Source organism: Herbaspirillum sp. NPDC101396, assembly GCF_044767365.1.
GTDB lineage: Bacteria > Pseudomonadota > Gammaproteobacteria > Burkholderiales > Burkholderiaceae_D > Herbaspirillum.
Map to the genome: position 1 here is coordinate 754,126 of NZ_JBIWNT010000002.1, position 20,064 is coordinate 774,189.

The 20,064-nt window shown below is 61.1% G+C and carries 14 protein-coding genes; 4 read left to right on the forward strand and 10 right to left on the reverse strand.

Translation table 11 applies throughout. The features are described from left to right. Positions 1-2: 2 nt before the first annotated feature. Together ACIROY_RS08560 and tsaD are read right to left on the reverse strand one after the other, a co-directional pair. Positions 3-659, reverse strand: coding sequence for a hypothetical protein (locus ACIROY_RS08560; protein WP_402341172.1), 657 nt, complete (start codon positions 657-659; stop codon positions 3-5). 99 nt (positions 660-758) lie between these two features. Further along, complete coding sequence (tsaD, locus tag ACIROY_RS08565; protein WP_402341174.1) at positions 759-1,784, reverse strand: tRNA (adenosine(37)-N6)-threonylcarbamoyltransferase complex transferase subunit TsaD; 1,026 nt, start codon at positions 1,782-1,784, stop codon at positions 759-761. Positions 1,785-1,969: 185 nt separating this feature from the next. Between tsaD and ybiB the strand changes: the two genes are divergently transcribed. Beyond that, positions 1,970-2,941 (forward strand): DNA-binding protein YbiB, encoded by a 972-nt coding sequence (ybiB, locus tag ACIROY_RS08570; RefSeq protein ID WP_402341176.1) that lies wholly within the window; start codon positions 1,970-1,972, stop codon positions 2,939-2,941. A 66-nt stretch (positions 2,942-3,007) separates the two neighbouring features. On the opposite strand, the gene ACIROY_RS08575 is transcribed toward ybiB, so the two are convergent. Both ACIROY_RS08575 and ACIROY_RS08580 read right to left on the reverse strand, forming a co-directional pair. Further along, entirely contained in the window at positions 3,008-3,433 is a 426-nt protein-coding gene (locus ACIROY_RS08575) for an XRE family transcriptional regulator (RefSeq protein WP_402274479.1), read from the reverse strand. A gap of 110 nt (positions 3,434-3,543) precedes the next feature. Further along, positions 3,544-3,963 carry a hypothetical protein gene (locus ACIROY_RS08580; RefSeq protein ID WP_402341178.1) on the reverse strand — a complete coding sequence of 140 codons (420 nt, stop codon included), beginning with the start codon at positions 3,961-3,963 and terminating at the stop codon, positions 3,544-3,546. Positions 3,964-4,053: 90 nt separating this feature from the next. Between ACIROY_RS08580 and ACIROY_RS08585 the strand changes: the two genes are divergently transcribed. Beyond that, entirely contained in the window at positions 4,054-6,114 is a 2,061-nt protein-coding gene (locus tag ACIROY_RS08585; RefSeq protein ID WP_402274484.1) for a putative bifunctional diguanylate cyclase/phosphodiesterase, read from the forward strand. Here the strand turns inward: ACIROY_RS08585 and ACIROY_RS08590 are convergent. The 6 genes from ACIROY_RS08590 to trxA all read right to left on the reverse strand — a co-directional run bounded on the left by ACIROY_RS08590 (position 6,093) and on the right by trxA (position 13,443). Then, entirely contained in the window at positions 6,093-7,481 is a 1,389-nt protein-coding gene (locus ACIROY_RS08590) for an MATE family efflux transporter (RefSeq protein WP_402274487.1), read from the reverse strand. The genes ACIROY_RS08585 and ACIROY_RS08590 overlap by 22 nt on opposite strands. Positions 7,482-7,533: 52 nt before the next feature. Continuing rightward, complete coding sequence (locus ACIROY_RS08595; protein WP_402274967.1) at positions 7,534-9,252, reverse strand: ArnT family glycosyltransferase; 1,719 nt, start codon at positions 9,250-9,252, stop codon at positions 7,534-7,536. Positions 9,253-9,450: 198 nt separating this feature from the next. Continuing rightward, entirely contained in the window at positions 9,451-9,720 is a 270-nt protein-coding gene (locus ACIROY_RS08600) for a type B 50S ribosomal protein L31 (protein WP_053196114.1), read from the reverse strand. Positions 9,721-9,994: 274 nt separating this feature from the next. Further along, positions 9,995-11,209 (reverse strand): ABC transporter substrate-binding protein, encoded by a 1,215-nt coding sequence (locus ACIROY_RS08605; RefSeq protein WP_402274489.1) that lies wholly within the window; start codon positions 11,207-11,209, stop codon positions 9,995-9,997. Between the two features lie 490 nt (positions 11,210-11,699). Further along, positions 11,700-12,968 carry a transcription termination factor Rho gene (gene rho / locus ACIROY_RS08610; RefSeq protein WP_040503902.1) on the reverse strand — a complete coding sequence of 423 codons (1,269 nt, stop codon included), beginning with the start codon at positions 12,966-12,968 and terminating at the stop codon, positions 11,700-11,702. A gap of 148 nt (positions 12,969-13,116) precedes the next feature. Continuing rightward, complete coding sequence (trxA, locus tag ACIROY_RS08615; protein WP_116436841.1) at positions 13,117-13,443, reverse strand: thioredoxin TrxA; 327 nt, start codon at positions 13,441-13,443, stop codon at positions 13,117-13,119. 394 nt (positions 13,444-13,837) lie between these two features. Between trxA and ACIROY_RS08620 the strand changes: the two genes are divergently transcribed. After that, entirely contained in the window at positions 13,838-16,570 is a 2,733-nt protein-coding gene (locus tag ACIROY_RS08620) for a PD-(D/E)XK nuclease family protein (RefSeq protein WP_402341180.1), read from the forward strand. Then, entirely contained in the window at positions 16,567-19,935 is a 3,369-nt protein-coding gene (locus ACIROY_RS08625; RefSeq protein ID WP_402341182.1) for a UvrD-helicase domain-containing protein, read from the forward strand. The genes ACIROY_RS08620 and ACIROY_RS08625 overlap by 4 nt, the downstream gene beginning before the upstream one ends. Positions 19,936-20,064 lie beyond the last annotated feature (129 nt).

The following is a 20,064-nucleotide window of genomic DNA, read 5'->3' on the forward strand; positions in this document are numbered from 1 at the left end:
GGCTACTGCCCCCATGGCAAATGAAAATTGAACGAACGCTGTTGCGGCAGGCATGTTCGGATCAACTGAAATTTCCGCCACGTGCGCGGCATGAAATCACTCCTGAGCGTCTCAGGCAACTGCATTTGTCGTTCTACCGTGTGTCTGGCGCGGTTGTAGCAGCGATAACACCATGACGTGGAAATCAGCAAATATGTGGCAAGCACTGCGATATTGTTGTCGCAGTGTTCCAGCAACTTGAGATAGGCCGCAGCGCGTGAATGATGCGGGCTGACGTGCAACTCCCGACTCTCGGCCTCCTTCAATTCCAACTTCGCCAACGGATCATCGGCCGGATCGCTGCGCAGCTTGTTGAGCAGCGGATGGCTGTCATGTTCAGGATCGTCGCCATAATCCCACGCGTCCAACCGGACCGCCATGCGGATAGTCTTCTCGTCGTAGTTCACCAGTTGCTGGTACAGATAACTGAATAGCAAATCGACGTGGGCCGGATTCAGAAAGTCGATTTCGAATCCCTGTTTCGCTTTTATTTCTTCCGCCATGAGCCAGGCTTCCGCCTGCACGTCATCAGCTTCGTGCTCTCCTTTTGTCGCTGCGGAGATCTTCCTGAATTTGGATTTGTATTTTTTTGCGAAGGCTGCAAAGTCGCTGTGAGGCATCTGTTTTTGAAAAAAAGATGCATCTTAGCTGCGCGTATTTCCTGTGGGAATCGTATTTATTCGTATATTGCGTTTGATTGCGCATTGATTACGCAGTGACTATGTATTGATCTCGTCCAGCGGCCAGCGCGGCCGCACGCTGAAGGCATAGTCGCGCTTGGCCGCTTCGGGATGCTGCTGCAGCCGCATGGCGCCGGCGAAGGCGATCATGGCGCCGTTGTCGGTGCAGAATTCCAGCTCCGGATAAAACACCTGGTAGCGTCGTTTGGCGGCAGCGGCGTTGAGGCCTTCGCGCAGCTGCTTGTTGGCGCCGACGCCGCCGGCGATGACCAGGCGCTTCATGCCGGTGTGCTTGAGCGCGTTCATGCATTTCGCCACCAGCACGTCGACGATGGCGTCGACGAAGGAACGTGCGATGTTGGCCTTGTCTTGTTCGCAGATGTTGGTGGTCTGGTTCTTGACCACGGTCAGCACGGCAGTCTTCAGGCCGGAAAAACTGAAGTCGAAATTCTTGGAATGCAGCATCGGGCGCGGCAATTGATACACGCCCGGATCGCCGAACTCGGCCAGGCGCGAAATCGCCGGGCCGCCCGGATAGCCGAGGCCGAGCAGCTTGGCCGACTTGTCGAAGGCTTCGCCGGCGGCGTCGTCGAGGGTTTCGCCGAGCAGCTCGTATTGGCCGACGCCGTCCACGCGCATCAACTGCGTATGGCCGCCCGACACCAGCAGCGCCACGAACGGAAACTGCGGCGGGTTGGACGACAGCAGCGGCGACAGCAGGTGGCCTTCCAGGTGATGCACGCCGAGCACCGGCTTGTCGAGCGAGAGGCCGAGCCCGCAGGCCACCGATGCGCCGACCAGCAGCGCGCCGGCCAGGCCGGGACCTTGCGTGTAGGCGATGGCGTCGATGTCGTCGTGGACGATGCCGCTTTGTTCAAAGACTTGCCTGAGCAGGGGAATCGCACGGCGGACGTGGTCGCGCGACGCCAGTTCTGGAACGACGCCGCCGTATTCCTGGTGCATTGCGATTTGCGAATGCAGGGCATGGGCGAGCAGACCTTTTTGCGTGTCGTATAACGCAAGACCGGTTTCATCGCAGGAGGATTCGACGCCGAGAACTATCATGGATTGCAGCAGGGAAAACAATGAGGACGCGGGTGCATCCGAAGGCGCTATTGTAAAGGAAAGGCGCACAGGAGAATGTCAAGCGCCCGGCGGCGCACAAGAAGCGTCGCATGGTGTACTCTTGCGCACATCAAAAACGGCAGCAATAACGGCAACAACATCGGCACCAATACGAGAGCAGGATCATGACGGAATCAAACAAGGACATGCTGGCTGCGGCCCGCTTCATCAAGGAAATCGGACGCGGCAAGGATGGCGCGCGCAGTCTGTCGCGCGACGATGCGCAACTGCTTTACGGGGCGATGCTGGATGGCCGCGTCAGCGATCTCGAACTTGGCGCGATCCTGCTGGCCATGCGCGTCAAGGGCGAATCGGTGGAAGAAATCGCCGGCTTCCTCGACGCCGCCGAGGCATCGTTCACGCCATTGCAGGCGCCGCTGGGCGACTATGCGCCGGTGGTGATTCCGAGCTACAACGGCTCCCGCCACATGGCCAACCTGACACCCTTGCTGGCCTTGCTGCTGGCGCGCGAAGGCGTGCCGGTTCTGATGCATGGGGTGACCCAGGATCCGCAACGCGTCACCAGCGCAGAGATTTTTGAAGCGCTTGGCATCCATCACGCGATCGGTCCGCACGAAGCGGAGGCTGCCCTGGCCAACCGGCAACCGGCATTCATTCCGATCCAGGTGCTGGCGCCGAAAATGTCACGTTTGCTGGCAATGCGCCGGGTGCTCGGGGTGCGCAACTCAACCCATACGCTGGTGAAGATCATGCAGCCGTTTGCGGCGCCGGCCTTGCGCCTGACTTCGTACACTCATCCCGAATACCTGGAAATGCTCGGCAAGTATTTTGTCGACGCCGCGCCGCCTCAGCGCGGCGATGCTTTCCTGATGCGCGGCACCGAAGGCGAGACCGTCGCCAATGCGCGGCGTGCACAGCAGATCGACTGGTTCCATGGCGGCGAACGTACCTTGCTGGTGGAAAAACAGAAAGTGGCGGAAGAGATTCCGGACTTGCCGGAGGGCAGGGACGCCGCCGTGACGGCGCGTTGGATTGAGGCGGTACTGCGCGGCGAGAAAACCGTACCGATTGCGATCACCGAACAGGTCGAGCATTGCATGACGGTATCCAAAGCGATCAAGGCGCGCGGGCTCTGAAGGTGCTCATTGATACGTGAGCGTCATCGCGGCGTATTGTCTCGACGTGTTGTCTCTAGGTGTATCTCAGGCTTTGGGTTTGACGACCTTTGGGGGGAGCGCTGCAGCGACTTGTGCGAAGGCGAAGATGACTTCCTTGACGATCTTGCGTTGTGGCGCAGGCAGGTTGATGAAGGCTTCGAAGGCCTCGCGTTCGCGATAGCCGATGGCTTCTTCCCAGCGCGCGCGGCGCTTGTCGATGCGCTTGCCGATTTCTTCGCCGAAGCGCAGATGTTGCGGCGTGACAATGAGCCATTCTGCGAGCGTCTCGAGCTTATCCTGATTCGGCATGGACTCGCCGAGAAGCCAGCGTCGCACGCCGTGCAACGTCATCGGTTTACCCCAATAGCGCAAATTGAACTCGCGTTCCAGAACAGCGGGCTTTGGTTCATATCCCGCTTTTTCCATCGAGGCGCGCAGTCGTTTTGCAAATTTTTCGTTCGCGTTTTCCATGACTGGAACTTACTGCCTAGTGGGTGAGGATTGGGTACTTTTGGTTTTCGGAATAATTACGCGGAGGATGTGACTTATAATCAACGCCGCTTAACGTCACCAAGTTGTAGCTATCTTGTCTTATTTTCAACTTGACTGATAGATAACAATTGTAACGTGTGGGAATCTCCCAACATGACGCCCAGCAAGACTTTCAGGCCGGTAACGGTGTTTGCGCGAACCTCGTTCGGCGCCTGCCCCACGGCAGAAAAGTTGCCTTGGCGGTCACATTCCGGAGTCGCGGGCGGAAGCTGTGATTTCGTCAGAACAGCCAGTTCTTTTCGCAGGGTGAAAACGCCGCGGAAGAAGCCGGGATTTTTTGGTGCAAACCAGCTAGAATAGGCGCGGATAAAGGGATTGCGCCGGATGGCACCGATTGTCGCTAATGAATAAAGAGCAAACGACAAACGGCTGCGCATGCAAAAACACGAGCGTTTGCGACGCTTTTTTCTCCTGATTTTGTTTGTGAACATCGATGCGTCTTCATGCATCGGGGAAGCTTTGTTTGTTGTCGTGGATTCACGGGATTCATTTTCGTAACACGCAGTTCGAACGGAAGATGCAGACGGATTTATCAGATCATGGCTGGCTCCTATAACCTTTTGCTGATTTGCTTTTCTCTATTTGTTGCGACGCTCGCTTCGTACACAGTATTGGAAATCGCTGAACGCATCTCATCGCAGGAAACCGCGCGCTACCGCCGCATGTGGCTGGCCGGCGGTGCGCTGGTGTTCGGCGTCGGCATCTGGTCCACCCATTTCACCGGCATGCTGGCGTTCCAGCTGCCGATCAACGTCGGCTACAACGCGTTCTTCACCGGCATCTCGCTGCTGCTGTGCATCGGCCTGTCGTTTTATCTCCTGCATCGTTCCACCCAACGCCGGCTGCGCTGGCCGCGCATGCTGGCCGACGGCGTCGCGCTCGGCGGCGGCATGGCAGTGGTGCACTGGCTCGGCCTGCATTCGATGCAAATCCTCCCGGCGGTGCGTTACACGCCCTGGCTGGAGATTCTGTCGGTGCTGGCGACGATGGCCGTCGCAGTGCTCAACATCTGGATCATCTACACCCTCAATGCGCGCAAGAGCGATCATTTCTGGCGCCGTGTGATTTTTGCGGGCGTGCTGGGCCTTGGCATCTTCTTCATGCATTGCCTGAACATGGCGGCGGCCAATTTTTCGGCGGATAGCATCAGTAGCACCTACGCCAGTATCGACAGCGACAACCTGATGAGCGCGGTGGTGCTCGGTACCCTGTTTGTGCTGATCGCCGCATTGATTTTCAGCGGCGCACAAAAGACCAAACTGCTGCGCAAGATCGTCGGCCGCACCAATGACAAGCTGCTGCATTTCGCCACCCACGACGTGCTTACCGGCCTGCCCAATCGCGCTTTGCTGGCCGAGCGCATCCAGCATGCGATCCATGTCTCCAAGCGCAGCGGATTGTCGTTTGCGGTGCTGTTCATGGACCTGGACGGCTTCAAAGGAATCAACGACTCGCTCGGCCACTCGGTCGGCGACGGTTTGCTGATCGCCGTCGGGCAGCGTATCCGCGCCTGCATCCGCAGTGAAGACATGGTGTCGCGCATCGGCGGCGACGAGTTCGTGGCGGTGATGGGCAACCTGGCCTCGCCCGAAGTGGTCGAGAACCTGGCGGAAAACATCCTGAGCGTGCTGCGCCAGGATTTTCGCGTCGACGAGGCGACCTTGCGCGTGACGTCGAGCATCGGCATCGCGGTGTATCCCAACAGCGGCGACACTGTAGATGCGTTGATGAAGAACGCCGACGCGGCGATGTATGAAGCCAAGCAGAACGGTCGCAACACCTACCGTTTCTTCGAGCCGGCCATGCACGCCAGCGCGATGCGCCACCTGACGGTGCGCCACGCGCTGCAGATGGCGGTGGAGCACAACCAGCTGTCGCTGCATTTCCAGCCCAAGTTCGAAGGCCGCCAGCGGACGCTGACCGGTGTCGAGGCCTTGCTGCGCTGGGATCATCCGGAACTGGGTAGCATGAGCCCGACTGAATTCATCCCCATCGCCGAGCGCTCGGGCCAGATCATTCCGATCGGCGATTGGGTGTTGCGCGAAGTGTGTGCGCAGATAGTGCGCTGGGATGCGGCCGGCATGCCGCCGGTCAAGGTGGCGCTCAATTTGTCGCCGCTGCAGATGCGTCCGGACCTGGTCGACAGCGTCACCGCGATCGTCAGCCAGGCTGGCATTACGCCGCAGCGCCTGATGTTTGAGATCACCGAAACCGCTGCGATGAAGAACGTCGAAAAGAGCGCGCGCATCATCACCGACCTGCAGGAGCTCGGCTACGACATCGCCATCGACGATTTCGGCGCCGGTTATTCCAGCCTGGCGTATCTGCAGCAGTTCCACTGCCGCCAGATCAAGATCGACAAGTTCTTCACGTCGCGCCTGGATCAGGGCGGCGACTCCGGACCGGCCATCGTCTCGGCCATCATTGCGCTGGCCCATGCGCTGAACATGGAAGTGGTGGCCGAAGGCGTGGAGACCGAAGCGCAGCTCGCCGCGTTGCAAAAACTCAACTGCGACCAGGTACAGGGATTCCTGCTGGCGCGGCCGGCAGCAGCCGGGGATGTCCAGCATTTCCTGGGTCAGGGCAGGGCGTTCGCCTGAGGTCCTGAAGCGCTCGAAGCAGCGCGTCGCTGGATGATGCGCAAATACCAGATCAGGAAGAACGCCACCAGCCCCAGGCTGGCGCTGTTGCCGAGCCAGAAGCCGGCGGCGCCGTGCAGCCACGCCGGCGATACGCCGAACGGATCGAGGCCGAGGATATAGCCGCCGCCGAGTCCGACACCCCACAGCGCCACCGCGTAAATCACAGTCGGGACCACCGCCACCTTGTAGGCACGCAGCACGAAGGCCGTGGTCACCTGCAGCGAGTCGAACAGCTGGTAGAACGCGATGAACAGGAACAGCGGCAAGGCCGAGGCGATGATGACTTCGTCGGGCGTATAGGCGCGGATGATCAGCTCTCGCGCGAACCACACCGCCACGCCGATCAGCACCGACAGGATCGCCGACAGGCGGATGCCTGCACGGGAAATCTTCTTGGCGGTCTGCCAGTCGCGTGCGCCGATGGCTTGCGCCACCAGTGTGCCGGTGGCGTTGGCCAGCGACAGGGGCAGCATGTACAGCACGGTGCCGACGTTGGCGGTGATCTGATGTCCGGCCACCGCCACCGCGCCGAGGCGCGCGATGAAAATCGCCATCAGCGTGAACGCCGTGACTTCGATGAAATAGCTCAGGCCCATCGGGATGCCTAGTTTCAGCAGGCTGCGTTGCGCCTTCCATTGCGGCGCGACGAAGCCGCTGCCGAACACGCGCAGTTCGCGGTAGATCGGCGCGCCGCGTACCAGCATCCAGCCGGTCAGCAGCATCAGCCAGGCAATCAGGCTGGTGGCGATGGCGCAACCCGGACCGCCGAAGGCAGGCAAGCCGAGGCCGCCGAAGATGAACCAGGCGTTGAGCGGAATCTTGAGCAGCAGGGCGCCGATCTGGATCGCCATGACCATCTTGGGGCGCGAGATGGCGTTGTTGAGCGCGGCATAGACGCGGAAACCCAGCGTCGCCGGCAGCGCCAGCGCTTCGATGCGCAGGTAGAGGGTGGCTTTTTCAGCCAGTTCCGGCGAGGCTTGTGCGAACGACAGGAGCACCGGCGAGAACAGCAACACCAGGCAGCCGAGGCAGCTGAGGAAGAAGGCCAGCCACAATCCCTGTTTCACTTCTCTGCCGATGTCGCCGAAGCGGCGCGCACCGTACAACTGGCCGATGGTCGGCAACAGCGCCTGCAGCACGCCCGACAAGCCGACGAACACGCTCACGTAAATCGATACCCCCAGCGACAGCGCCGCCAGATCCATCGCCGAGAAGCGCGACACCATCGCCGTGTCGATCACGCCATTGGCGATCAGCGCCAGCTGGCCGATCAGGATCGGCCAGGCCAGCGAAGCAATGCGGAAAGTATGGATGCGTGATGTCATGCTGTTGAAAAGTCGACGCCGGTCTGGCCTGGATCAGGATGCCGGCATCGCTTCAGTTGCCGATGCGGCGATACAGGCGGAAGCGCTCGTCGCGGTCGGAGGGACGCCGGCCCTCCCACAGCAGTTGCCAGCGGCCTTCATACTGGCGCAGCATCTGTTCGGCGTTCTGGTTGTCGATACTGTCCTGCAGCAGCAGGAAGTCGCAGCGCATGTCCGGACGGTCTTCGAAATGCACGTGGCCGAAGTAGGCGAACGAGGCGCGTTGCGCCGGGCCGACGTTGGACTCCACGCATTGCTTGACGGCCGACATGCGTTCTTCGATCTGTTGCGCCACGCCGGCATAGCTCTTGCCGTAGTTGACCCATGGCAGCCACAAGGTCATCAGCAGCACCCAGCACAGCACCACGCCGCCGGACGACAGCACCACCGCGCGCCACAGCACCGAAGGCCGGCGCGAAATGCGCCAGTGCACCAGCATGATCCAGAAAATCGTGGTCAACACCGCGATCGCCAGCGCAATGGCATTGAAGCCGGGTTTGTAGCCGGGAGCGAGCTTGAAGGCGTTCTTGGCGATCTGCGCCGGCCAGCCGGTTTCCTTGGCGATCCAGCCGATCCAGATGAAGGCCGCGCAGGTGGTCAGCGTCATTACCGAGAACCAGTCCACCGCATTGATGGCGCCGCGCTTCATGGTCGGCAGACCGAAGGCCGCCAGTATCGCCAGCGCCGGCAGCAGCGGCAACAGGATGCCTTCTTCACTGTGCACATTGAGCAGCACCAGCAGCGTGAGCGGGATGAAGAATGCCAGCGGCAGCGAAATATGCAGCGATTGCAACTGGCGGCGCCAGGCGTACACGGCCCAGCCGGCGAACGGCCAGGCCGGCCAAGCGAACCAGACGCCGTACTTGCCGAAGAATTTCAGCGAGGCCATGGTCGGCCAGTTGATCTGATAGATGTTCCAGCTGAGCCAGGTCGAGAATTGTGCGCTGGCCTCAGGCAGCAAAGCCCGGATCGAAAAGACCCAGACCAGGCAGATCGCCAGCGCCGCCGGCAGCGTCAATCCCACCAGCGACTTGAACACCGGACGGTAATGCAGGCCCGACAACACCAGCAGTCCCAGCAGCACGCCGGCCGGCAGCAGCCAGCCGTGCGTGAGCACCAGCAAGCCCAGCACCGCGCCCAGCGACAGCGCCTGATGCGGCTTGTTGGTGTCGAACACGCGTGCCGCGCTGTACATGGCGTAGGCCACCAGCGCGATTTGCAGGGTTTTGGCGCTGGTCTCGTGGCTGTGCAGCAGCAAGCCCAGGAAACCGAGGTAGATCAGGAAGGCGCCGTCAGCCAGGGTGCGGCCGAAATCGCGCGGCTCCGGCTGGCCGCCGAAGGCCAGCTTGAGCGGCTGCGCCTCGCTGCGGCGGCCGAGCAGGTAGGTGGCGTACCAGATCGACAGCGAGCCGATCAGGAAGCAGCCCACGGTCGAGATGCGCGCCGCCAGCGGATCGCCCAGCAGCCAGCCGAACAGCTTGATGCAGATGGCGCCGAACCAATAGGCCAACGGACTCTCGGCGGGCATCGCCATGCCGGCGATATTCGGCGCCAGCCAGTCCATCAGGTTGCCATGCGCCATGGTCCACATGATGCCGAAGCTGGCGGCGTCATCGTTCTTCCACGGGTCGCGGCCGATCAGGCCGGGCAGGATATACAGCAAGCCGAGCGCGAGCAGGCCCCAGCGAGGCAGAGCATTGGTCGCGGCGGCAGGGAGGCGGACTGGCTTCATCAAGGTGTTATTGCTCTTGTACGTGTTGCTGCACTGTGCGGGTGCAATTATCGGGTAGCCGATATTGTGCAGCAAAATTCCGTTAAAGGATGTATTGGATGGTAACGGCGGGGCAATCCTGCAGCGGTAAAGCTGCACCCCGTTCCGCAAAAAACAAAAAAGGCAGCCTTAGCTGCCTTTTTTGACATCGTGCAGAGATTATTCTGCTGCGATTGCAGTCTTGGAACCGACTGTGCCGAACTTTTGGCGGAATTTCTCGACGCGACCTGCGGTGTCGACGATCTTGTGCTTGCCGGTGTAGAACGGATGCGATTCGGAAGAAACTTCAATCTTCACGAGTGGGTATTCCTTGCCTTCGAATTCGGCCTTTTCGCGTGTGCCGATAGTCGAACGGGTGATGAACTTGAAGTCGTTCGAAACGTCGTGGAACAGAACTTCGCGGTAATCCGGGTGAATGCCTTGTTTCATTTTTTTGCCTTGAAAAGTAGTGGTAGCCAATCGTCACTTCGTCGGTCGCCTTGCTTCTTGACCCGATTGTCGATCACTTGCCGGTGAAAAGTCCGAAATTATACAATGAAATCAGGGGTTTGCACCAAATCTATATAGTCAGAGGCCGGGGAAGGATGTTGTTTTTTGCCGATTTGACGCGGTTTTCGGGCCGTTTCGGTCCGGTAGGCGCCAGGTGAGACGCTGCCGGACAGGGATCAAGCCCCGCCGGCAGGTCAGATTGGTCAGCCCAGGCTTATTTCCACAGGGAACACTTGGATTCAGCCTTGGTGGTCCATGCCTGTTCGGCAGGAATGGTCTGCACCACCTTGTAATAGTCCCACGGATACTTCGATTCCGACGGTTTCTTCACTTCCATCAGGTACATGTCATGCACCATGCGGCCGTCGGGACGGATGTAGCCGTTCTTGGCGAAGAAGTCGTTGATCTTGGTCTTGTGCATCTGCGCGATGACCTTGTCCGGATCGTCGGTGCCGCTGGCTTTCACCGCGTTCAGGTACTGCATCGTCGCCGAATAGTCCGCCGCCTGCAGCATCGACGGCATGCGCTTCATCTTGGCGAAGTAGCGCTTGGACCAGTCGCGGGTTTCCTGGTTCATGTCCCAGTACCAGCCGTCGGTCAGGTACATGCCCTGGGTCACCTGCAAGGTCAGCGCATGCACGTCGTTGATGAACATCAGCAGGCCGGCCAGCTTCATGGTCTTATTGATGCCGAACTCGTTGGCGGCCTTGATCGAGTTGATGGTGTCGCCGCCGGCGTTGGCCAGCCCCAGGATCTGCGCCTTGGATGCCTGCGCCTGCAGCATGAAGGACGAGAAGTCCGACGCACCCAGTGGATGCTTGACCGCGCCCACCACCGTGCCGCCATTGGCCTTGACGATGTCGGAGGTGTCCTTCTCCAGCGAGGCGCCAAAGGCATAGTCGGCGGTCAGGAAGTACCAGCTCTTGCCGCCGTTCTTGACGATGGCCGAGCCGGTGCCTTTGGCCAGCGCGACCGTGTCGTAGGCATAGTGGATGGTGTAGGGCGTGCATTCTTCATTGGTCAGGCGTGCGGTGGCGCCGCCGACGGCGATGAAGGTCTTTTTCTTTTCGCCGGCAACCTTGGCCATGGCCAGGCTGGTGCCGGAATTGGTGCCGCCGATCAGCATGTCCACGCCTTGCTGGTCGAACCATTCACGCGCCTTGGAGGCGGCGATGTCGGCCTTGTTCTGGTGATCGGCGGTGACCAGTTCGATCTTCTTGCCGTTGACGCTGCCGCCGAAGTCGGCGATCGCCATCTTGATTGCTTCGATGCCGCCCTGGCCGTCGATGTCGATGTAGACGCCCGACAAGTCGGTGATCAGGCCGATCTTCACCACATCTCCCGAAATCTGCGCTGCCGCCGGTCCGGCAAATCCTGCTGCACATGCGGCGACCACGGTCGCCGCGATGGCTGTCATTTTGACTTTCATCTTTTGCTCCTCCTGATTGGTTGTGTCTGCGTTGCTGTTTTTATGCCGTCTGGTGGACGGAAAGGTGAAACCCCGGCATGGATCCATGACCGGCAGTACTGCGGTGCTCTACAACGTACAACGGTGCTGCGCTTGCGGATGAATGCCCGGCAGCGGGAGCGATGCCGGTAAATGATCTGAACGGTCTGAACCTGTCGGTTCGATGCTGTCTCTGTATTTAATTTTTATTGCCGGGTCTGTCTTTGCGCAGAGCGCGGCGTGGCTGAAATAGTAGTGTAGGAAGAAAATTGCGGTCAAGCGGTATTTCCAAACCGGCGAAAACCAACCAAGGCCGCGCGGGCATAAAAAAATCCGCCTGGTCGCCCGGGCGGATTTTTCTGATTGATAGCCCTAAACGGGGGCTAACACGGCGTCACTGGCAAGGCGCAACGACGCAGACAGCACGAATGTGCGGCAAGGAGTTGCAACGCAGCCAGCGGCGTTGTGTTAGTCACCGCTCGCTGCCGCGACGCATCATGTCGAAGAACTCGGCGTTGTTCTTGGTCGACTTCATCTTGTCGAGGATGAATTCCATCGCTTCGATTTCGTCCATGTCGTACATCAGCTTGCGCAGGACCCAGATCTTTTGCAGCTGGTCCGGCTTGATCAGCAGTTCTTCGCGGCGTGTGCCGGACTTGCTGAGGTTGATCGCCGGGTAGACGCGCTTCTCGGCGAGGCGGCGTTCCAGGTGGACTTCCATGTTGCCGGTACCCTTGAATTCTTCGTAGATCACGTCATCCATGCGGCTGCCGGTTTCGATCAGGGCGGTGGCGATGATGGTCAGCGAACCGCCTTCTTCGATGTTGCGCGCGGCGCCGAAGAAGCGCTTCGGACGTTGCAGCGCGTTGGCGTCGACACCGCCGGTCAGGACCTTGCCGGACGCCGGGATCACGGTATTGTAGGCGCGCGCCAGGCGGGTGATCGAGTCCAGCAGGATGACCACGTCCTTCTTCATTTCAACCAGGCGCTTGGCTTTTTCCAGCACCATTTCGGCGACCTGGACGTGACGCGTTGCCGGTTCGTCGAAAGTCGATGCAACGACTTCGCCGCGCACCGAGCGCTGCATTTCGGTCACTTCTTCCGGACGTTCGTCGATCAGCAGGACGATCATCACGGTGTCGGGATGGTTGGTGGTGATGGCGTGGGCGATGTGTTGCAGCATGACCGATTTGCCGGACTTCGGCGACGCCACCAGCAGGCCGCGCTGGCCGCGGCCGATCGGCGCGATCAGGTCGATGATGCGGCCGGTGATGTTTTCCTCGCCGCGCATTTCGCGCTCGAGCTGCATGATCTTGTTCGGATGCAGCGGCGTGAGGTTTTCAAACAGGATGCGGTGCTTGGAGGCTTCCGGCGCTTCGCCGTTGACCTTGTCGACCTTGACCAGCGCAAAGTAGCGCTCGCCGTCTTTCGGTGTGCGCACTTCGCCTTCGATGGAATCGCCGGTGTGCAGGTTGAAGCGGCGGATTTGCGAGGGCGAAATGTAAATGTCGTCAGTGGACGCCATGTAGCTGGCGTCAGGCGAGCGCAGGAAGCCGAAGCCGTCAGGCAACACTTCAAGGGCGCCGTCGCCGAAAATTTGTTCTCCCGATTTCGCGCGTTTCTTGAGGATCGCGAACATCAGTTCTTGTTTGCGCAGGCGCGCCGCGTTATCGATGTCCAGGCCAATTGCCATTTCAAGCAATGCGGAGACGTGTAACGCCTTTAATTCTGATAAGTGCATAAGAGTGTCCCGGGATGGGAATCGTAAAAGGTGGGGGAGGGAATTGCGTGGCGTGTAAATTAAAAAACTAGCTTACGTGTATCGATTGTTCAGGCTACCGGTAAGCACAACAAGCGGCGATACGAGCGTACCGCCGCTGTGAATCTTCTTAGATGTTGCTGTCGATGAACGAAGTCAGCTGGCCTTTTGCCAGAGCGCCGACTTTTTGCGCTGCTGCTGCGCCGTTCTTGAACAGGATCAGCGTCGGAATGCCGCGGATGCCGAACTTGGCTGGAATTGCCTGGTTTGCATCGACGTCCAGCTTGGCGATCTGCAGCTTGCCTTCGTATTCCTTGGCGACTTCTTCCAGAATCGGGGCGATCGCTTTGCAAGGACCGCACCATTCAGCCCAGAAGTCCACCAGGACCGGCTTGTCGGATTTCAGGACGTCTGCTTCAAAAGAGGCGTCGGAGATGTGTTTGATGTTTTCGCTCATGGTAGATCCTCGATCTGAGGGAATATATATAAGTAAGTGGTCAAATAGCGCCGGGGGAACATACCATTTGCTTGGCGTATGCCATCAACGCTTCCGGAGTTGCTTCATTGCGTAACTTTGCTTAAAGCAGATGGAGTCGTTGTGCCCTGATTCAAGTATTTTGAAACGCGGCAACGGGTATTCGGCGGGGTACGGAGGCAATCATAACCCATTTTCGGGAAAAGTGCGCCTTGCCGCCGCCGATAGGCCGCCATCCGGCAAAGCCTGTTGCGGGGCGGTTGCCAAGGTTGCCAATTGACCCGGCCGGTCGCATACAATGCGGCAAAGACATGCCGGGTCGATAGATTTCGGCAATCATTTCGATAAATATATTTTTCTCTGCGGCCCCCTTTTAATGTTGCATTCGCCCCTGTTGATCAGCCCCTCCATCGACTTCTGGCCGCAGACCGCGGCCGCCTTGCTGGAGGCCGATCACATGCTGGGCGCTGCATTTGGAGCGGGGGCGCGTGACTTTTCCGGTTATCAGGTGGTGGTGCCGGCGTTTTCGCATGCGGTGCACTGGCGCGCGGCGTTGGCCCAGGTGCTGCAGCGCCGGTCGCCGCAACAGGCCGGCTTCATCCCGCCGCGCATCAACACCATGGCCGGCTGGCTGGCCATGCAGGCGCCGCAGCCGCAGCAGGACGACAGCGAGCGCCTGATGCAGCTGTACGCGCAATTACGCCAGCACGCCTGGCTCAAGAAGATGTTTACGGCGCGCCGCAACACCGACCTGCTGCCGCTGGCGCAGACGCTGCTGTCGCTGTCGGATGAGTTGACCCAAGCGTTGTTGCCGGCCATGGAGCGCACTCCCGGCGACGCTGATGAGCGCTGGCAAGCCGCGCTGGCGCAGCTGTCGCCGTCGGCGCGCAGCATGCTCTCGGACGAGGCGCAGCTGGTGTGGTCGATCTGGCAGAGCCAGCTCGACGGCAATGACAAGACCGCGCAGCGCTACACGCGCATGCTGGCGCTGGCCAAACCAAGCGCCCACGCGCCCCTGGCGCCGCTGATGTGGATCAGCCCGGTCGCCCCCGAACCGATGGAACTGGCCTTCCTCGAGGCCTACGGCGAACACGCCGAAGTGCAGCCGGTGCAGATCGACTGGCGCGGCCCGGATATCCCCTTGCTGTACCAGACCGCCTGGCCGGAGTTGTGCGACGCACCGCTGGCCCCCGCGCCTGACGACCTGTTCGCGCCGCAAATGGACGCGCCGACGCTGGCGCTGTGTCCGGCTGCGAGTCTGGAAGACGCTTCGCTGCAGAGCGCGCAGATCGTGCTCGACTGGCTGCGGCAAGGCAAGAACGACATCGCCATCGTCGCCCAGGATCGCGTCAGCGCGCGCCGCCTGCGCGCCTTGCTGGAGCGTGCGCAAGTTTCGGTGGCCGACGAAACCGGCTGGAAGCTGTCGACCACCCGCGCCGCCGCAGCGATGGCGGCGTGGTGCGACGTCGTCACCTCGCGCGGCGAAACCACTGCACTGCTCGACCTGCTGAAGTCGCCGTTCATCTTCGCCGGCATGGCCGACAAGAGCGCGGCGGTAATGCAGATCGAGTGGCAATTGCGGCGCGAGAATATTTCCGGCGAATGGCGCAGCGTGCAAGCGGCGTTCAAGAGCGGGTCGCTTGCCGCAGAGGTTTTGCAGGCAGTGGCTGCGCAGGCCGCGCTGTTCGAGGGACGCAAGAACCTGATCGACTGGAGCGCGTGCGCGCAACACTTGCTCGATGCGCTCGACATGCGCGCCGCGTTCACGCAGGACATCGCCGGCCAGCAGGTGCTGCAATTGCTGGACGACCTCGGCGCCCGGCAATCGGATACCGACGGCGGCGAATTGTTCTCCTTCTCGGAATGGCGCGCATTGCTGAACCTGCAGCTCGACGCCGTCACGTTCATGCCGCCGATCACCGATCGTCGCATCGTCATGCTGCCGCTCAACGGCGCGCGCCTGCGCAATTTCGACGCCGTTCTTGTGATCGGCGCCGACGCCGAACACCTGCCGTCGCAACCGCAGGAAACGCTGTTCTTCTCGAATGCCGTGCGCCACGAACTTGGATTGCCCACGCGGCTGTCGCGCCAGCACCAGCAATTGCGCGACCTGACCGAACTGCTGTGCGCCAATCGCGAAGTAGTGCTGTGCTGGCAGACCCACAAGGACGGCGAACCGAATCCCAAGAGTCCGTGGCTGGAGCGTCTCGAACTGTGCCTGGCCAAAGCCGGCATGGCGCCGCTACGCGAACTGCGCCACGATTTGCCGCTGCATGAATTGCTTGCCGCACCGTCCACCATGCCGGCGCCGTCGGCCGCGGAGCTGACGCCGGCGCGGTTGTCGGCCAGCGCCTACAACCGGCTGGTGGCATGCCCGTATCAATTCTTCGCCCAGCACATGCTGCGCGTGAACGTGATGGATGAGCTCTCCGACATGCCGGAGAAGCGCGACTACGGCGGCTGGCTGCATGAAATTTTGATGAAATACCACGAAGCGCTGCGCGATGCGAAGACGCCGGTCGAGCAGCGTGCAGCCTTGCTGGCGACCATCTCGGATGAGGTCTTCGGCAAGGCGATCCGCGAGCATCCCGCCGCGCTTGGTTACGAGGCGCGCTGGCGCAAGGTGATGCCGGCCTATCTGGTCTGGGCCAATGAACGTGAAGCGCAGGGCTGGCATTTTGTGCTCGGCGAGTTGCCCTTGCAACACGCATTGGCGTGGCCGGACGGCGGCATCGAGCTGTACGGTCGCCTTGATCGCGTTGATGAAAACGCGGAGGGCGAACGCGCGGTGCTCGACTACAAGACCAGCTCGCTGCCGTCGCTGGTCGCCAAGTTGAAGAATGCCGAAGATCACCAGCTGCCGTTCTACGGATTGCTGTCGGGCCAGACCATGGCGGCTGCGCACTACGTCGCCCTGGAGCCGTCCCGGGACAAAACCGGCGACGTCGCCGCCCCCGATTTCGAGAAACAGCAGCAGGCCTTGCAGCAGCAGATCATCACGGTCGTGCAGGCCATCGGCAACGATGCGCCGCTGCCGGCCAATGGCATCGAATCGGTTTGCCAGTATTGCGATGTGCGCGGACTGTGCCGCAAGGGAGTCTGGCAATGAACGACATGAATGGCGTAAGCAACAAAGGATCAATCTCCGCCTACGAAATCAACGGCCGTCCCGCAGAAGCGGCGGCATTCACCGCAGCCGCCTGCGATCCACGTCAGTCGGTGGTGGTGGAAGCCTGCGCCGGCAGCGGCAAGACCTGGCTGCTGGTGGCGCGCATGTTGCGATTGCTGCTCGCGGGCGCACAGCCGGCCGAACTGCTGGCGATCACCTTCACCCGCAAGGCCGCGCAGGAAATGCGCGAGCGCCTGATGGAGTTGCTGCACGAACTGACGCTGGCGCCGGCCGAACAGGCGCGCCAGTTGCTGTTGGAGCGCGGCGTCGACGCCGACGAGCTTCCGCGCCTGATGCCGCTGGCGCGCTCGCTGTACGAGCAGATTCTGGCGGGCCAGCAAGGTTTGTCGATCGACACTTTTCATAGCTGGTTTGCGCGTCTGCTGCAGATCGCGCCGCTGGCGTCGGGCGTGCCGCATGGCTATGCGCTGACCGAGAAAAACGGCGAGATCATGAACGAGGCTTACCGCCGCTTCATGCAGGCGGTGCAAAAGCCGGCGCAGCAAGCGATCAAGCTGGCCTTGCTGGAACTGTACGAGCTGGCCGGCGACAGCGGTGCGCGCAATCTGCTCGATTCCTTCCTCGACAAGCGTGCCGAATGGTGGGCTGCAACCATGCCGCCGCTATCGTCGGAAGACGCGCCGCTGCAATGGCTGGAGGAGTTGTGCGGCCCTGACGCCGCGCACGATGCGCGACTGACGGTCTGGAGCGACGAGGCCTTGAAGGCGCGGCTGTACGAGGTGTCGTCCTTGCTCGGCAAGGGCACGGCAACCAACCAGAAACGCGCGGTCGCCATCGAAACGCTGGTGAGCGGCGACGCGTCGGCCGAGCAGTTCGCCGCATTGGCGACGCAGTTCTATGACGACAACGGCAAACCGCGCGGCAACACCAAGACCAAGGATTTGAAGGCGGCATTGAGCAAGCACTACGGCGTCGACGAAGAGGTCGCGGTGTCGCTGTTCGATGAAGTGTTTGAACTGACCGGCAATGAGCTACGGCTGTTGCAGCGCCGCAGCGCCGAAGGCATCGTGCTCAAGCTCAATCGCGCGTTGTTCACGGCCGGACGCGCCTATCTCGACGCCTATCAGGAAGTGAAGGCCGAGCAGCGGGTGTTCGATTTCGCCGATCTGGAATGGCACGCTTACCGGCTGCTCACCAACGAGGAAAGCGCGGCCTATCTGCAAAGCCGCCTCGACGCGCGCTACAAGCACATCCTGCTGGACGAATTCCAGGACACCAACCCGCTGCAATGGAGCATCGTGCGCGCCTGGCTGCGTGCCTACGGCGGCGATGCGGCGCAGCCGAGCGTGTTCGTGGTGGGTGATCCCAAGCAATCGATTTACCGCTTCCGCCGCGCCGAGCCGCGTGTGTTCGCCGCCGCACGCACCTTGCTGGAACAGCAAGGTGCGGCGGTCTTGCGCGCCAACCAGACGCGCCGCAACGCCAGCGTCATCGTCGACGTGCTCAACACCAGCTTCAGCGGGCGCAATGCCTTGTTCGCACCGCAAACTACGCTGGGCATGGACGGCGGCGCCGTGTGGCGCTTGCCGCTGGTGCAGGCTCCCGAGGCGGCCGAAGAGGACAAGACCGACGCCGCGCCATCAGCGCTGCGCAATCCGCTGATCACCCCGCGCGAGGAAGAAGACGATGCGCGCCGGCGCGACGAAGGCCGTCAGGTGGCGCAGGCGATCCTGCTGGCGCGTCAACGCATCCAAGTCGGCGGCCGCGCGCTCAAATGGGGCGACGTCATGCTGCTGGTGAAGAAGCGCCGTCACCTGATCGCGTATGAAAGCGCATTGCGCGAGGCCGGCATTCCGTTTGTCTCCGACAAGCGCGGCGGCTTGCTCGATTCGCTCGAGATCGCCGACCTGATCGCGCTGCTGACTTTCCTGATCACGCCCAACGACACGCGTGCGCTGGCTCACGTGCTGAAGAGCCCGATCATCGGCGCTTCCGACGCCGACCTGATCGCGCTGGCGCAACGCAGCGAATCCGACTGGTGGAAACGCGTGCTGGCCACGCAGCAATCCGGCGCAGGATCGGCATCGGCCGCCATCGCCCGCGCCGCGCACTTGCTGGCGCAATGGCTGGACGCCGCGCCGCATTATCCGGTGCACGATCTGCTTGATCGTATCCTGCACGAAGGCCAGTTGGCCGCGCGCTATGCCCAGTCCGTCGCGCCATCCATGCGCAGCCAGGCGCTCGGCAACATCGAGGCCTTTGTCGAACTGGCGCTCAACCTCGACGCCGGCCGTTATCCCAGCCTGCCGAAATTCATCGATGCGCTGCGCGTCTTGCAGCGCCACGCCGAAAGCGATGCGCCCGACGAGGCCAGCATTGATGCCGCCGCCGACGCCGTGCGCATCCTCACCGTGCACAGCGCCAAGGGTCTGGAAGCGCCGGTGGTCGTGATGATGGACACCAACCACAGCGATCCCGCCAACGACAACATCGGCATCCTGTGCGACTGGCCACAGGACGAAGACGCACCAACACATTTCTCCGCCTTCGGCCGCAAGAGCGAGCGCGGCACGGCGCGCGACCGCTGGTTCGACGCCGAAGAACATTTCAAGATGCAGGAGGACTGGAATCTGCTGTACGTCGCGCTGACACGCGCCAAGCAACTGCTGATCGTCAGCGGTGTGGCCGGCACCAAGGGAGCATTGGAGGGCGGCATCCAGGAAGGCAGCTGGTACAGCCGGTTGTTCGACCGCGCCGGCGAGGAGCAGGGCGTGGAATTGATAGCGCCGCCTGCGCAGATCAACGACGCCGGGCAACAGCGCGAAGAACGATTCGAACTGCCGCTGTTCATTCCGACGCCGCTGCCGGCGCCGGTGGTCGATGCGCCGGCGAATTACAGCAATGACGCCATCGACGAAGGCGTGGCCTTGCACGCGCTGCTCGAACGTGCGCTGCATGCGCGCACCTGGCCGGTGAATTTGCCCGACGAAGCGGCCATCGCACGCTGGTTGCCGTGCCCGCGTCCGCTGGCGGCGGTGATCCGGGCCCAGGCCGTCAATATGTTGGCGCAACCGGCGCTGGAGCGTTTCTTCAATCCCGCCCTGCATCGCCATGCGCGTGACGAAATGGAGATCGTTACAACCGACGGCGTATTGCGATGCGACCGCGTGGTGGTGTTCGACGACGAAGTCTGGGTGCTTGATTACAAGCGCAATCTGCTCGATAGCGAGCGCGCCGCTTATCAAGCGCAATTGACGCGTTATCGCACGGCGCTGTTGTCGGTGTTTTCTGACAAGCAAATAAGGTCTGCGCTGATTACTGCCGATGGTCGGCTTTGGGAATAATGGCAACGCATTCGCCACTTAACCGCAAACAAAAGACGATCAGATCATAGGAAAAAATTTCGTTTAATATAAAAATGGTTTAACCTCGGGTTCCCTACCGCGGTTAATGTTCAGGAAGCTTTCAAGCAG